Consider the following 14664-nt stretch of genomic DNA (forward strand, 5'->3'; position numbering starts at 1 on the left):
GACCCACCTTGTCCACTCACGACAGACACCTGCGGGTCGGCATGGTCGGCTACGCGTTCATGGGCGCGGCGCACTCCCAGGCGTGGCGCACCGTGAACCGGGTGTACGACCTGCCCGCGCGGGTCCGGATGTCGCTCGTCTGCGGCCGGGACGAGTCGAAGGTGGCCGACGCCGCCGACCGGCTCGGCTGGGACGGGTACACCACGGACTGGCGGCGGCTGGTCGAGTCCGACGAGATCGACGTGGTCGACATCTGCACGCCGGGTGACAGCCACTGCGAGATCGCGATCGCCGCGCTGGCCGCCGGCAAGCACGTGCTCTGCGAGAAGCCGCTGGCCAACACCGTCGAGGAGGCGCGCCTGATGGCGGCCGCCGCCGCCCGGGCCCGGGCGGACGGGGTGCGCGCCATGTGCGGGTTCAACTACCGCCGGGTGCCGGCGGTCACCATGATGCGGCAGCTGGTCGCCGACGGACGGCTCGGCGTGATCCGGCACGTCCGGGCGGCGTACCTGCAGGACTGGATCGTGGACCCGCAGTTCCCGCTGGTCTGGCGGTTGCAGAGGGACAGGGCGGGCTCCGGCGCGCTCGGCGACATCGGCGCGCACATCATCGATCTCACGCAGTTCGTCACCGGGCAGCGGATCAGCGGGGTCAGCGCGCTGACCGAGACCTTCGTCAAGGAACGGCCGTTGCCGACCGGGTCGAGCGGCCTGGCCGCCCAGGCGGACGGCAACGGCCGGGCCACCGGCCCGGTCACCGTCGACGACGCGGCGGTCTTCGTCGCCCGCCTCGACGGCGGGGCGGTGGCCACGTACGAGGCGAGCCGCTTCGCCACCGGGCGGAAGAACGCGCTCCGGGTGGAGATCAACGGCTCGCTCGGCACCGTGGTGTTCGACCTGGAACGCCTCAACGAGCTGGAGTTCTACGACGCCACCCGGCCCGCGGCCGAGCAGGGGTTCACCCGGATCCTGGTGACCGAGGGCGAGCATCCGTACATGTCGGCCTGGTGGCCGCCGGGGCACATCATCGGCTACGAGCACTCCTTCACCCACCAGATGCGGGACTTCGTCGAGGCGGTCGCCACCGGCGCCGATCCGACCCCGTCGTTCGCCGACGCGTTGCAGGTCCAGCTGGTGCTGGACGCGGTGACCCGCTCGGCCGAGCAGGGTTCCTCCTGGACGGAGGTGACACCCGCGCTGGCGGCCGAGGTGGCCGCCTGACCCACCGCGGCGCCGGCCGACCCGCCGGCGCCGCCCGACCGGCTTTCCGGAGCCGGCCGGCGAGGGACCGGCCGCGGTTGCGCCCCGCGGCCGGGCCGAGGCCGGCGCCGGAGGGCGTGCCACCGGAACCACTCCGGTGCGGCACGAGCAGCACGGCCGTCCGGTGCGGCCGGACCGGGATTCCCCGGCCGCACCGGCGGACGCGTACCAGGGATGCGGGGGAGGTAGGACCGGGACGCCGACCGGGCCTGCCTGCCAGCCTCGTCCGTCACCCGCCCGGGACCCCGTCCAGCGGCGCTGCCGCCGACTTCGCCGCCGGACCCGGACGCAACCCGCGACGGACCGGCGGACGGGGCCCATCCGCACCTCGACGACCAGCGAGAACTCGGCACGGAGGTTCCAGGGGAGGAGCACGATGCGTACGGGAGTCTGGCTGATGGGAGTGCGTGGCTCGGTCGCGACCACCAGCATCGTCGGGGCGCTCGCCCTGCGGGCCGGGCTCACCGGCCCGACCGGCTGTGTGACCGAGCTGCCCGAGCTGCGCGGGCCGGCCCTGCCCGCCTTCACCGATCTGGTGGTGGGCGGGCACGACGTGGCGGCCACCCCGCTGACGAAGCGCGCCGAGGCGCTGGCCGCGGCCGGCGTGCTGCCCGGCCGGCTGGTCGACGCGCTCACCGACGAGCTGGCCGGCGTCGAGGAGGCGCTGCGCCCCGCGCCGGTCGGGGGCACCCAGGCCGAACGGGCCGCCGCGGTGGTCCACGACCTCACCGACTTCCGGCGGCGGCACGGGCTGGACCGGGTGGTAGTGGTGAACGTCTCCGCGACCGAACCGGCCGCCGTCCCGCACCCCGCGCACCTCGACCCCACCGCCCTGCGCGACGCGCTGGCCGGCCCCGAGGAGGTGCTGCCGGCCAGCTCGCTGTACGCGTACGCGGCGTTCACCGCCGGCTGCCCGTACGTCGACTTCACGCCGTCGACCGGGGCCCGGCTGCCGGCGCTGGCGGCGCTGGCCGCCGAGCGCGGCCTGCCGTACGCCGGGAACGACGGGAAGACCGGGGAGACCCTGGTCAAGTCGGTGCTGGCGCCGATGTTCGCGATGCGGCACCTGGCCGTCCGTTCCTGGTCCGGAGTGAACCTGCTCGGCGGCGGCGACGGCGCGACGCTGGCGGAGCCGGCCGCGAACGCCGCCAAGGTGAGCAGCAAGCAGCGGGTGCTCGCCGAGACCCTCGGCTACGTCCCGCAGGGCGGCACCCGGATCGAGCACGTCGAGGAGCTGGGCGACTTCAAGACCGCCTGGGACCTGGTCACCTTCGCCGGCTTCCTGGGCACCGGGATGCGGATGGAGTTCACCTGGCACGGCTGCGACTCGGCGCTGGCCGCCCCGCTGGTGCTCGACCTGGCCCGGCTGACCGCCGCCGCGCACGCCGCCGGCCGGCGCGGGCCCCTCGCCGAACTGGCCTTCTTCTTCAAGGATCCGCTGGACGCCCGCAGCCACGGCCTCGCCGAGCAGTGGGTGACGCTGCGCGACTTCGTCGCCGAGCTGCACTCCGGGAGCGCCGATGACCAGGCTCGCTGACCTCGCCGAGCTGGTCCGCGCGCCGGCCGCGCTCTCCGTACCGGGGGACGTGCTGGCCGGTGCCGCGGCGGCGGGTGTCCTGGGTCGCCGGACGCCGGCGCTGGCCGGGTCGTCGGTGCTGCTCTACTGGGCCGGCATGGCGGCCAACGACTGGGCCGACCGCCGGCTGGACACGGTGGAGCGGCCGGAGCGGCCAATCCCGTCCGGCCGGGTGAGTGCGCCGGCAGCGCTCGGGCTGGCCGCCGGCCTCACCGCCGCCGGGCTCGCCCTGGCCACCGCCGCCGGGGGCCGGCGGGCGGCGGCCGTCGCGGTGCCGCTCACCGCCGCCATCTGGGGGTACGACCTGCTGGCCAAGAACACCGCCGCCGGTCCCGTCGTGATGGCGGCCTGCCGGGGGCTGGACGTGCTCCTCGGCGCGACCTCGGCCGGCCCCCGGACGAGTGGCCACCGGCTGGGCGGTGGAGCGTCGGCGGGCGCCCGCCTCGCCCGCGCGTTGCCGGCGGCGCTGACCGTCGCCGCGCACACCTGGACGGTCACCGCCCTGTCCCGCCGCGAGGTCAGCGGCGCCGACCGGCGGCTGCCCCGGGCGACCCTCGCCGGTACCGCCGTCGTGGCGGCGACCGCGCTCGGCCGGACAAGTCCGGTCCCGGCCGTGCTCGCCGCCGGCTACGCCGCCCGGTACGGCTCGGCCCAGGCCCGGGTGCTGGCCGACCCGTCGCCCGGCCGGGTCCGTGCCGCCGTCGGCGCCGGCATCACCGGACTGCCCGCGTTGCAGGGCGCGCTGACCGCGCGGGCCGGCGCCCGAGTACTGGGCCTGGCCGTCGCGGCGGCAGCCCCGCTGGGGCGCCGTCTCGCCCGGTTGGTGTCGCCGACATGACCGGGTCGGCGGCATCGGGAGCGGCCGGGGCGGAGGCGGCTGCGCTGCGCCCGACCGGGCTGCGGTTCGGCTACGGCACCAACGGCTTCGCCAACCACCGGCTGCCCGACGCGCTGGCGGTGATCGCCGACCTCGGCTACCAGGGGGTCGCGCTCACCCTGGACCACGACCACCTGGATCCGTTCGCACCGGGGCTGGCCCGGCGGGTCGCCGCCGTGCACCGCCGGCTCACCGGGCTCGGCCTGACGGTGGTGGTGGAGACCGGCGCCCGCTACCTGCTCGACCCGTGGCACAAGCACGCGCCGACCCTGCTGCACGACGACCCGACCCGGCGGATCGAGTTCCTCCGCCGGGCGGTGCGGATCGGTGCCGATCTGGGCGCCGAGGCCGTTTCGTACTGGGCCGGGGTACGCCCGCCGGAGGTGCCGGCGGCCGTCGCGTGGGACCGGCTGGTGGCCGGCTGCGCCACGGTCTGCGCCGCGGCGGAGGCAGCCGGGGTGCCGCTCGGCTTCGAGCCCGAGCCCGGCATGCTGGTCGAGGACGTCGCCGGTTGGTGGCGCCTGCGGGCCGCGCTCGGCGAGCCACCCCGGTTCGGCATCACCCTCGACATCGGACACTGTCGCTGCCTGGAGCCGACACCGGTGCCGGACTGCGTGACGGCGGTCGCCGAGCACCTGGTCAACGTGCAGATCGACGACATGCGCCGGGGCGTGCACGAGCACCTGGAGTTCGGCAGCGGTGAGATCGATTTCCCGCCGGTGCTGCGCGCCCTCGCCGACGCCGGCTACCGCGGCCTGGTGGCGGTGGAACTGCCCCGGCACTCGCACGCCGCGCCGGCGGTGGCCGCCCGTTCGATCGAGTTCCTGCGCGCTGCCGCCCGGACCGCCGACGCGGTGGCCCCTTCGCTCCGCGGCAGCGACGGCAACATCCGACGTCCGGTGTCCGGAGTGCCCCTGTTGCCTGGGGCGCAGCAGAGCAGAGGCGGTGGCTGAGCACCGGCCACCTGGCGGAGCAGGCGGTGGCTGAGCGGCCGCCACCTGGCTGAGAGGGGAGACGGCATGACACCCGACCGACTGCGCGCCGCGCTGCGGGGCGTACCCGATCCGCGGTGGCTGGACGCGGCGCTGCGCCGCGTCCGCACCGAGCCCGCCGCGATCACCCGGCTCTTCCCCGCCGCCGCGCGGCACTGCGGGCGCGGTCCGCTGCCCGACCTGCCCGGCTGGACCGTCGACGAGGCCGCCCGGGCGCTGCTGCTCGCCGCCCTCCCCGCCGACCACGCGGCCACCACCGCCGAGGCCCTGTACCGGTACGGTGACGCCGCCGAGAAGCGGGCCGTGCTGCGCGCGCTGCCGCTGCTGCCGATCGGCGCGGCCTGCGTGCCCCTGCTGCACGACGCCATCCGCACCAACGACACCCGGCTCGTCGCCGCCGCGCTCGGCCCCTACGCCCGGCACCTGGAGCAGGCGGCCTGGCGGCAGGCGGTGCTCAAGTGCGTCTTCACCGGCGTGCCGCTGGCCGTCGTCGACGACCTCGACGGGCGTGCCGACGCCGAGCTGGCGGCGATGCTGGCCGCGCTGGCCGCCGAGCGGCACGCGGCCGGCCGGGCCATGCCGGCCGACGCCACCGACCTGCTCGACCGGCTCGGCGCCGGCTCGGACCTGACCACCGCCAGGGAGGCGTGATGCGCATCTTCGACCCGCACATCCACATGACCTCACGGACCACCGACGACTACGAGCGGATGGCCGCCGCGGGCGTACGCGCGGTGGTGGAACCGGCGTTCTGGCTGGGCCAGCCGCGCACCAGCGCGGCCACCTTCGTCGACTACTTCGACTCGCTGATCGGTTGGGAGCCGTTCCGGGCCGGGCAGTTCGGGGTCCGGCACCACGCCACCGTCGCGCTGAACCCGAAGGAGGCCAACGACCCGCGCTGCCACCCGGTGCTCGACCTGCTCCCGCGCTATTTGGACAAGGACGGCGTGGTGGCCGTCGGCGAGATCGGCTACGACTCGATGACCCCGGCCGAGGACGCCGCGTTCGCCGCCCAGCTCGCCCTGGCCGTCGGCCACGACCTGCCCGCCCTGGTGCACACCCCGCACCGGGACAAGGCGCGCGGGGTCGAGCGCAGCCTCGCGGTGGTCACCGAGTCGGGCATCGACCCCGGCCGGGTGCTGGTCGACCACCTCAACGAGGTGACCGTGAAGCTGGTCCGGGACACGGGCTGCTGGCTGGGCTTCTCCATCTACCCGGACACCAAGATGACGCCCGGCCGGATGGTGGAGCTGCTGAAGACGTACGGGACCGAGCGGATGCTGGTCAACTCGGCGGCCGACTGGGGCCGCTCCGATCCGTTGCTGACCCGGGCCACCGGCGAGGCCCTGCTGCTCGCCGGCTTCACCGACGACGACGTCGACCGGGTGCTCTGGCGCAACCCGGTGGAGTTCTACGGCCAGTCCGGGCGGCTCGACCTCGGCGACCTGGACGCCCCGGCGGCCACCTTCGCCGGCAACTCGATCCTGCGCGGCGGCGAGTGATGCGGCTGCGGCACGCCGACGGCAGCACCGTGCACCTCGGCTACTGCACCAACGTCCACCCGGCCGAGGACCTGGCCGGCATCCTCGCCCAGCTCGACCGGTACGCCGTCCCGGTCCGTCGGGCCCTCGACGCCGACCTGCTCGGCCTCGGGCTCTGGCTGGCCGCCCCGGTCGCCGCCGAGTTGGCCGCCGACCCGGCGCTGCGCCGGCGGCTGCGCGCCGAGCTGACCGTACGTGGGCTGGAGGTGGTCACCCTCAACGGCTTCCCGTACGCGTCGTTCCAGGCGCCGGTGGTCAAGGGCGCCGTGTACCACCCGGACTGGACCACCGGCGACCGGTTGGCGTACACCCTGCACCTGGCCCGGGTGCTGGCCGACCTGCTGCCCGACGACGCGGCCCGGGGCTCGGTCTCCACCCTGCCACTGGCGTGGCGCGAGCCGTGGGACGCGGGTCGCGCGGAGGCGGCCCGGAGACGGCTCGGCGAGCTGGCGACCGGGCTGGCCGCCGTGGAGCGGGAGACCGGCCGCCCGATCCGGGTCGGCTTCGAACCGGAACCGGGGTGCATTGTGGAGTCCACGGGACAGGCGAGCGCGGTATTGTCAGCCATGGATTCTGACCGGCTCGGGATCTGCCTCGATCTGGCGCACCTCGCCTGCGCCTGGGAGGAGCCGGTCGAGGCGCTGGGCCGACTGGAGTCGGCCGGGCTGCCGGTGGTCAAGGTGCAGGTCTCCGCCGCCGTCGAGGCCGCCGACCCGGCCGGCTCGGCCGGCGCGCTGCGCCGCTGGGTGGAACCCCGCTTCCTGCACCAGACCCGGGCCGCCGGCTGCGCCCGGGCCGCCGACCCCGCCGACGCGGCGTACGCCGCCGACGACCTGGACGCCGCCTTGGACGCGAAGCTGCCGGGACCGTGGCGGGTGCACTACCACGTGCCGCTGCACGCGCCGCCGGAGCCGCCGCTGACGTCCACCCTGCCGGTGCTGCGGGCCGCCCTCGCCGGGCTGTACGCCGGCCCGGTCGCCGGCTGCGACCACCTCGACGTCGAGACGTACACCTGGGGGGTGTTGCCGGCGGCGCGGCGGCCGCGCACCGACGCGGAGCTGGCGACCGGGATCGCCGCCGAGCTGGCCTTCGCCCGCGACGAACTGGTCGCCGTCGGCCTCGTGGCGCCGGCCGGTACGGGGGTGGGGCGATGAGCCGCCGGCTGGTCGTGCTGGACGTGGTCGGGCTGACCCCGCGCCTGCTGGCGCACATGCCCAGGCTGCGCGCGGTCGCCGAGGCGGGCTTCTCCGCCGAGCTGGGCACCGTGCTGCCCGCCGTGACCTGCTCGGTGCAGTCCACCTTCCTCACCGGTGAGCCGCCGTCGGGGCACGGGATCGTCGGCAACGGCTGGTACTTCCGGGACCTCGGCGAGGTGCTGCTGTGGCGGCAGCACCACGCGCTGGTGGGCGGGGAGAAGCTCTGGCAGGCGGCCCGCCGGGTCGAGCCCGGCTACTCGGTGGCGAACGTCTGTTGGTGGTACGCGATGGGTGCCGACGTGGACTGGACGGTCACCCCCCGCCCGATCTACTACGCTGACGGCCGCAAGGAACCGGACTGCTGGACCGACCCGCCCGAGCTGCACGACGGGCTCACCGACGCGCTCGGCACCTTCCCGCTGTTCACCTACTGGGGTCCGGGTGCCGGGCTGCCCTCGTCGCGCTGGATCTGCCGGGCCGCCGAACGGATCCTCGCCGACCAGGCGCCCGACCTGACCCTGGTCTACGTGCCGCACCTGGACTACGACCTGCAACGCTTCGGCCCGAACTCGCCCCGGGCCGCCGCCGCGGCGGCGGAGCTGGACGCCGTGCTCGGCCCGCTGCTGGACGCCGCCCGCGCCAAGGAGGCCACGGTGGTGGCGCTGTCGGAGTACGGGATCACCGACGTGTCCCGCCCGGTGGACGTCAACCGGTTGCTGCGCGCCGAGGGGCTGCTGCGGGTCTACACCCAGGCCGGCATGGAGTACCTCGACCCGTGGACGTCTCGGGCCTTCGCGGTCGCCGACCACCAGGTGGCGCACGTCTACGTCCGGGACCCGGCCGACGTGCCGGCGGTGGCGAAGCTCTGCGCGGCGCTGCCCGGGGTGGCCGAGGTGCTGGACGCCGACGGCCAGGCCGGGTACGGGTTGGCTCATCCCCGCTCCGGGGAGCTGGTGCTGGTGGCCGAGCCGGACGCCTGGTTCACCTACTACTACTGGCTTGACGACGCCCGCGCGCCCGACTTCGCGCGGCTGGTGGAGATCCACCGCAAGCCGGGCTACGACCCGGCCGAGCTCTTCTTCGACCCGGCGGCCCCGGGCGCGGCGAAGCGCCGGGCGGCGGTGGCGCTGGCGCGCAAGAAGCTCGGCCTGCGCTATCTGATGAGCGTGGTCGGGCTGGACGCCGGGGCCCGGGCGGTCCGTGGCTCGCACGGCCGGCTCCCGGCCGACCCGCTGGACGGGCCGGTGCTGCTCTGCTCGGACCGGTCGGCCGCCCGCGACCGGCTCGCCGCCACCGACGTGAAGGCGCTGCTGCTCCAGCTCGCCGGACTGGCCCGGGAGGCGCCGTGACCGTAACCGTCGTGCCGACCGACGCGGCCCTGCTGCGGGCCCGCTTCGACGCGGAGCTCGCGGCGTTCCTGCATCGGCAGGGGCCGGGTCGGTCGGACGGCGTTCCGGGGGCCGTGCACGCCGCCCTGCACCGGTTCGTCCTGGCCGGTGGCAAGCGGCTGCGGCCCCTGTTCTGCTACTGGGGCTTTCGGGGTTTTGGCGGCTCGGACGGACCACCGATCGTGGTCGCCGCGGCGGCGCTGGAGCTGTTCCACGCGTTCGCGCTGATCCACGACGACATCCTGGACGGCAGCGACCGCCGGCGCGGCCAGCCCACGGTGCACCGGCACTTCGCCGACCTGCACGCGCGCTCCGCCTGGCGGGGTGACCCCGGGGCGTACGGCCGCAACGCCGCCCTGCTCTGCGGGGACCTCTGCGCCGCCTGGTCACAGGAGATGTTCCACGGCTGCGGGCTCGGCGCCGAGCAGCTGCGCCGGGGGTACGCGGTCTTCGCGCTGATGCGTGCCGAGGTGATCGCGGGGGAGTACCTGGACGTGGTGGCGGCCGCCGGCGACGGCTCGGTGGCGAGCGCGCTCACCGTGATCCGGATGAAGACCGCCCGGTACACGGTGACCCGGCCGTTGCAGATCGGCGCCGCCCTGACCGGCGCGGACCGGGCCGCGGTGGACGCCCTCGCCGAGTTCGGCGACCCGCTGGGCGACGCGTTCCAGCTCCGCGACGACCTGCTCGGGGTCTTCGGCGACCCGGCGGTCACCGGCAAGTCCACGGTGGACGACCTTCGCGAGGGCAAGCCGACGGTGCTGATGGCGTTGACCCGGGCCGCCGCCGACCGCACCGGGGCGGCCCGGCTGCGCGCGCTGTTCGGCAATCCGGCGTTGGACGCGGCGGGCGCCGCCGAGCTGCGGGGGGTCATCGAGGCCACCGGGGCGCGAGAGCGGGTCGAGCGGATGATCCAGGCGTGCGCGGCGCGGGCCCTGGCTGCGCTGGACCGGCTGCCGCTGGCGGAGCCCGCTCGGGCGGCGCTCGGCGAGCTGGCGGCCCGCGCGGTCCAGCGCCGGCACTGACGCCACTTTTTGCCGTCGGCCCAGCCGGACGGCACGGTGCGGGTGGCGCCAGGTGCGGGGCGGGGTCGCTGCCGTACCTTGGGCCGCATGGGACGCCTCGCGCAGTGGCGCCGGATCGCCCGGGCGCACCCGGGGCTGGCCGACGCGCTGCTGGCCACGGTGCTCTTCGTGGTCAGCCTGCTGCCGGTGAACCCGCCGGGCGGCCCGCCCCGCGATCCGCTCACCGCCGGAGCGGTGCTGCTGGCGCTCGTCGGCTGCGGCGCGCTCGCCCTCCGCCGTCGGTACCCGTTACCCGTGCTCGGCGTGATGCTCGCCGCGGTGGTGCTCGCCCTCGTCACCCACCAGGCGCGCGGTCCGTTCGTGATCGCGGTGGCGATCGCCGGGTACACGGTCGCCACCCGCGCCGACCGGCGTACCGCGTTCCTCGCCGGTGACGCACCCACCGAGCCGGCGCCCAGCCTCAACCGGCTGGATGCGCTGGTCGAGGGCTTCGCCGCGGGCCAGCCGGTGCGCTGGAGCCTCGCCGGGCAGCCCCGGCCGCTGCCCAGCGCCGTCGACGTCGCCGCCTACCGGATCATCCAGGAGTCGCTGATCAACGCGTACCGGCACGCGCCGGGGGCGGCCGTCGCGGTCCGTCTGCGCTACGACCCCGAGGGCGTCACCATCGAGGTACGCGACGACGGCGCCCCCGGTCGGCGGGGCGCCGGTGCGGCGGCCGGCCTGCCGGGGCCCCAGCGGCCCGCCGAGGTTCCGCCCTCCGGGCGGAGCCCGGGCGGCGACGAGCGGGCCGGGCTGGAGCAACCGCACGGCCCTCCCGGGACGCCTCGTCCCGGCGCCGGGCTCGGGCTGCTCGGCATGCGGGAACGGGCCGAGGCGGTCGGCGGGGTGTTCAGCGCCGGCCCGCGTCCCGAGGGCGGCTTCCTGGTCCGCGCCGAACTGCCCGCCCCCGAGGAGCTGGCAGAGTGATCCGGGTACTGCTCGCCGACGACCAGCGCTGATCCTGACGCCTTCGAGGTCGACGAGTACGTCTTCCAGGCGCTGCGCGCCGGGGCCAGCCCGGGCGGCCGGCCGGGACCGGTGCGGGGCCTTCCGCGCCGGTCCGGGTCGACCTAGAGTGAGGGCGGCGACCGCGAGGTGGCCGGTGACCCGACGGGAGGCGCAACCCGTCGGGCCCAGGCGCGTGATCGCGCCCACCGGTGCTCCGTCGGCCGCCCGTACCCGGTCGCCCTCGCCCCGGTTTGCTGCGGAATCCCCCACCACGACAGGGGAGAAGGACAATGGCGCGACCCATCACGCTCTTCACCGGCCAGTGGGCCGACCTTCCGTTCGACGAGGTCTGCCGGCTGGCCGCCGAATGGGGCTACGACGGCCTGGAGATCGCCTGCTGGGGCGACCACTTCGAGGTCGACAAGGCCCTGGCCGACGATTCGTACGTCGACCGCAAGCGGGCCACCCTGGCCAAGCACAACCTCCAGGTCTTCGCCATCTCCAACCACCTGGTCGGCCAGGCGGTCTGCGACCACCCGATCGACGAGCGGCACCGCGACATCCTGCCCGCCCGGATCTGGGGCGACGGCGAGCCCGAGGGGGTGCGCCAACGCGCCGCCGAGGAGATCAAGGACACCGCCCGGGCGGCGGCGAAGCTCGGGGTGCGGACGGTGGTCGGTTTCACCGGCTCGTCGATCTGGCACACGCTGGCGATGTTCCCGCCGGTCCCGCCGTCGATGATCGAACGCGGCTACGCCGACTTCGCCGACCGGTGGAACCCGATCCTCGACGTCTTCGACGAGGTGGGCGTGCGCTTCGCGCACGAGGTGCACCCCAGCGAGATCGCGTACGACTACTGGACCACGAAGCGGGCCCTGGAGGCGATCGGCCACCGCCCGGCGTTCGGGCTGAACTGGGACCCGTCGCACTTCGTCTGGCAGGAGCTGGACCCGGTCAACTTCATCTTCGACTTCGCCGACCGGATCTACCACGTCGACTGCAAGGACGCCAAGGTCCGCACCGGCGACGGCCGGCGCGGGCGGCTCTCCTCCCACCTGCCGTGGGCGGACCTGCGCCGCGGCTGGGACTTCGTTTCCACCGGCCACGGGGACGTGCCCTGGGAAGACTGCTTCCGCGCGTTGAACGCGATCGGCTACACCGGCCCGATCTCCATCGAGTGGGAGGACGCCGGCATGGACCGGCTGGTCGGCGCGCCCGAGGCGCTCCAGTTCGTCCGCCGGCTCGCCTTCGACGCCCCGGCGGCCGCCTTCGACGCCGCGTTCAGCAGCAACCGGGACTGACCGCCGCCAGGGGCCGCCCGTCGCCCGGTCGGCCCCTGGCGGTTCCCGCCGACCGCGTCCCGGCGGACGTCGAGGCGGACCGGGTCGGCCGTCCGCCGGCCACCCGGGCGATCCCGGCCGGGCCGGCCGCCGTGGTCAGCGGGCCGCGTAGACCTGGTCGCTGATCAGGCGGGCCGCGCCGACCAGGGCGGCCCGATCGTCGAGGTCGGACAGGACGATCGGCATGCTGCCGGTGGCCAGCGGGGTCGAGCGCCGGTAGACCACCGCCCGGATCTCGGCGAGCAGCACCGGCCCGATGCCGGGGGCCGCCCCGCCGATGATCACGATGGCCGGGTTGAAGAAGCTGACCAGGCCGACCAGCACCTGCCCCAGCCGGCGGGCGCCGTCGCGGACCAGGGCCTGCGCCGTCGCGTCGCCGGCCACCGCCGCCCGCGCGACGTCCGCCGCGGTCAGTGTCCCGGTCCGGGCGAGCTGGTCGGCCAGCGCCGGGGACCGGTCGGCCCGCGCGGCGGCCAGCGCCTCCCGGACCAGGGCGCCGTCGCCGCAGTACGCCTCCAGGCAGCCGGTGTTGCCGCAGGCGCAGAGCGGGCCGTCGTCGGTCAGCCGCAGGTGCCCGATGTCGCCGGCCCCGCTGGTCGCCCCCCGGTAGAGCGCGCCGCCCAGCACCAGCCCGCACCCGATGGCGCTGCCCAACTTCACGTAGAGGAAGTCGTCGAACGCCCGGCCGGTGCCGGCGTGCAGCTCACCGAGCGCCAGCACGTTGGCGTCGTTGTCCACCTGCACCGGGCAGCCCAGCTCGGCGGCGATCGCGTCCCGGACCGGGTACTGGTGCCAGCCGGGCAGGGCGGGCGAGGAGGCCGGTGCCCCCTCCCGCACGGCGACCGGCGCGGGCAGGGCCACCCCGACCCCGGTCAGCCGGGACAGCCCCGCCTCGGCGCGGAGCTTGCCGAGCAGCTCGACGGCCCGGCCGACGAGCGCCTCCGGCCCGATCCGGACGTCGACCGGCTCACCGAGGCGGGACAGCACGGTCAGCTCGCCGTCGGTCAGCGCGACGTCGAGCCGCCCGGCACCGACGGCCACCGCACCGAAGCGGACCTGCCCGGCGATCCGGAGCAGGGACGAGCGGCGCCCGCCCCGGGACGCGGCCGGCCCGGCGATCTCCACCAGGCCCTGGGCGGTCAGCCGGTCCACCTCGGCGATGAACCGCGCCCGGGTGAGTCCCAGGGCGTCGGCCAGCTCGACCCGCGAGCGGGGGCCGTCGTCGCGCAGCATGCGCAACAGCCGTGCCTGGTCCGGGTTGTCCGGTCCGATCAACGTCATGGCGATCACCTCCACCGGCGAATCTTCCACACCCCCGTCACGGGTGCGTGACGCGAGGGGGCCGCGCCCGGAAAACCGGACGCGGCCCCTGCGGTGTTCCGGTCGGGTCGGTCAGCCCCGCAGACCCGACATGTGCTCGTAGCTGATCTCCGCGTAGCGCAGCGACCGGCCCGGGTCGGCGGTGCCGCCGGGCGCGTTGTCCTGCTCCCACATCGGGTTGTGGTAGCCCTTCGCGCCCATGTTGGCGAAGAAGGTGCCGTAGTCGATGTCGCCCTGGCCGAGCGGCACCATGTCGTAGCCGGCGGAGTTGGCCGGGTTGAACGCGCCGTCCTTGGCGTGGAACAGCGGGAAGCGCGTGGTCCGGGCCGCCACCGTGGCCAGCGGGTCGAAGACGTTCGTCTGGGTGACGCCGTCGGGGTCGGTGTAGCTGCGGTACCGGTACTGCGCCACGTGCGCCCAGTAGATGTCCATCTCGAACCAGACCCACTCCGGGTTGGTCAGCCCGAAGAAGTACTCCAGCTTCCGGATGCCGGAGGACCGGGTCGGCCGGCCCAGCGCGTCCAGCGGGCCGCTGTCCAGCAGGAAGTTGTACGCCGCGTCGTGGTTGTGGGTGTAGAGCTTCAGCCCACGGGCGGCGGCCATCTCGCCGAAGGTGTTCCACCGGTCGGCTGCGGCGTCCCAGTCGGCCTTGTAGTTGCTGCCGGTCGGGTCGTTGCCGGTGCCGATGTGCGTCATGCCGAGGATCTCGGCGGTGTCGAGCGTCCGCTCGAAGGCGGCGATGGTGTCCGGGGTGACCGTGCTCGGGACGGAGGCGTGCGAGCCGTTGGCCCGCAGCCCGTTGTCGTCCAGGATCTTGCGGATCTCCTCGGGGGTGATCTGTCGGCCGAGGATCCCGGTGTTCTGGGTGTACCCGGCGAACTCGACCTCCTGGTAGCCGATCTCGGCGAGCCGGCCGAGCACCCGCTCGAACCCGTACGGGACGCCGGAGGTGTCCGGTGCGGCGCTGATCCGGTCGCGGACGCTGTAGAGGATGATGCCGCGCTTGCCGGTGGGGATGAGCAGGCCGTTGCCCTCCGCCGCGGCGGAGGGGGCCCAGCCGGCGGCGCCGACGGCGACCGCTCCGGCGGCGCCGGCGAGGGTGCCGAGCATCCGGCGGCGGCTCATTCCGTGCTGTGTGTCGGTCATGTCCTGGCTGCCTTTCC

Annotated in this window: 13 protein-coding genes; 11 read left to right on the top strand and 2 right to left on the bottom strand. The window is 75.4% G+C overall.

What is annotated here, in order from left to right:
* The first annotated feature begins 8 nt into the window (after nt 1–8).
* The 11 genes from I8N68_RS28110 (at nt 9) to I8N68_RS28160 (ending at nt 12142) form a co-directional block, all read left to right on the top strand.
* Nucleotides 9–1220: a Gfo/Idh/MocA family protein gene (locus I8N68_RS28110; protein ID WP_234040742.1), complete on the top strand. Its 1212-nt coding sequence runs from the start codon at nt 9–11 to the stop codon at nt 1218–1220.
* 415 nt (nt 1221–1635) lie between these two features.
* Complete coding sequence (locus I8N68_RS28115; RefSeq protein ID WP_200215514.1) at nt 1636–2796, top strand: inositol-3-phosphate synthase; 1161 nt, start codon at nt 1636–1638, stop codon at nt 2794–2796.
* Entirely contained in the window at nt 2780–3673 is an 894-nt protein-coding gene (locus I8N68_RS28120; protein WP_200215515.1) for an SCO3242 family prenyltransferase, read from the top strand. The genes I8N68_RS28115 and I8N68_RS28120 overlap by 17 nt, the downstream gene beginning before the upstream one ends.
* On the top strand, nt 3670–4665 hold the full coding sequence (locus I8N68_RS28125) for a sugar phosphate isomerase/epimerase family protein (protein ID WP_200215516.1): 996 nt from the start codon (nt 3670–3672) through the stop codon (nt 4663–4665). Before I8N68_RS28120 ends, I8N68_RS28125 begins: the two co-directional genes overlap by 4 nt.
* 66 nt (nt 4666–4731) lie before the next feature.
* Complete coding sequence (locus I8N68_RS28130; protein WP_200215517.1) at nt 4732–5355, top strand: EboA domain-containing protein; 624 nt, start codon at nt 4732–4734, stop codon at nt 5353–5355.
* Entirely contained in the window at nt 5355–6206 is an 852-nt protein-coding gene (locus tag I8N68_RS28135) for a TatD family hydrolase (protein ID WP_200215518.1), read from the top strand. The genes I8N68_RS28130 and I8N68_RS28135 overlap by 1 nt, the downstream gene beginning before the upstream one ends.
* Complete coding sequence (gene eboE / locus I8N68_RS28140) at nt 6206–7399, top strand: metabolite traffic protein EboE (RefSeq protein ID WP_200215519.1); 1194 nt, start codon at nt 6206–6208, stop codon at nt 7397–7399. The genes I8N68_RS28135 and eboE overlap by 1 nt, the downstream gene beginning before the upstream one ends.
* Complete coding sequence (locus tag I8N68_RS28145) at nt 7396–8790, top strand: alkaline phosphatase family protein (protein ID WP_200215520.1); 1395 nt, start codon at nt 7396–7398, stop codon at nt 8788–8790. Before eboE ends, I8N68_RS28145 begins: the two co-directional genes overlap by 4 nt.
* The gene (locus I8N68_RS28150) at nt 8787–9854 is read left to right on the top strand and encodes a polyprenyl synthetase family protein (RefSeq protein WP_200215521.1); all 1068 of its coding nucleotides are present in this window, start codon (nt 8787–8789) and stop codon (nt 9852–9854) included. Before I8N68_RS28145 ends, I8N68_RS28150 begins: the two co-directional genes overlap by 4 nt.
* A gap of 87 nt (nt 9855–9941) precedes the next feature.
* Nucleotides 9942–10820 carry a sensor histidine kinase gene (locus I8N68_RS28155; RefSeq protein WP_200215522.1) on the top strand — a complete coding sequence of 293 codons (879 nt, stop codon included), beginning with the start codon at nt 9942–9944 and terminating at the stop codon, nt 10818–10820.
* Nucleotides 10821–11131: 311 nt separating this feature from the next.
* Nucleotides 11132–12142, top strand: a complete 1011-nt coding sequence (locus tag I8N68_RS28160) for a sugar phosphate isomerase/epimerase family protein (RefSeq protein ID WP_200215523.1) — start codon at nt 11132–11134, stop codon at nt 12140–12142.
* Between the two features lie 135 nt (nt 12143–12277).
* Here I8N68_RS28160 and I8N68_RS28165 read toward each other — a convergent pair whose 3' ends face one another.
* Complete coding sequence (locus tag I8N68_RS28165; protein WP_200215524.1) at nt 12278–13462, bottom strand: ROK family transcriptional regulator; 1185 nt, start codon at nt 13460–13462, stop codon at nt 12278–12280.
* A 111-nt stretch (nt 13463–13573) separates the two neighbouring features.
* Nucleotides 13574–14647 (bottom strand): sugar phosphate isomerase/epimerase family protein, encoded by a 1074-nt coding sequence (locus I8N68_RS28170; protein ID WP_234040743.1) that lies wholly within the window; start codon nt 14645–14647, stop codon nt 13574–13576.
* Nucleotides 14648–14664 lie beyond the last annotated feature (17 nt).

Source organism: Micromonospora coerulea, assembly GCF_016598485.1.
Taxonomy (GTDB): domain Bacteria; phylum Actinomycetota; class Actinomycetes; order Mycobacteriales; family Micromonosporaceae; genus Micromonospora; species Micromonospora coerulea.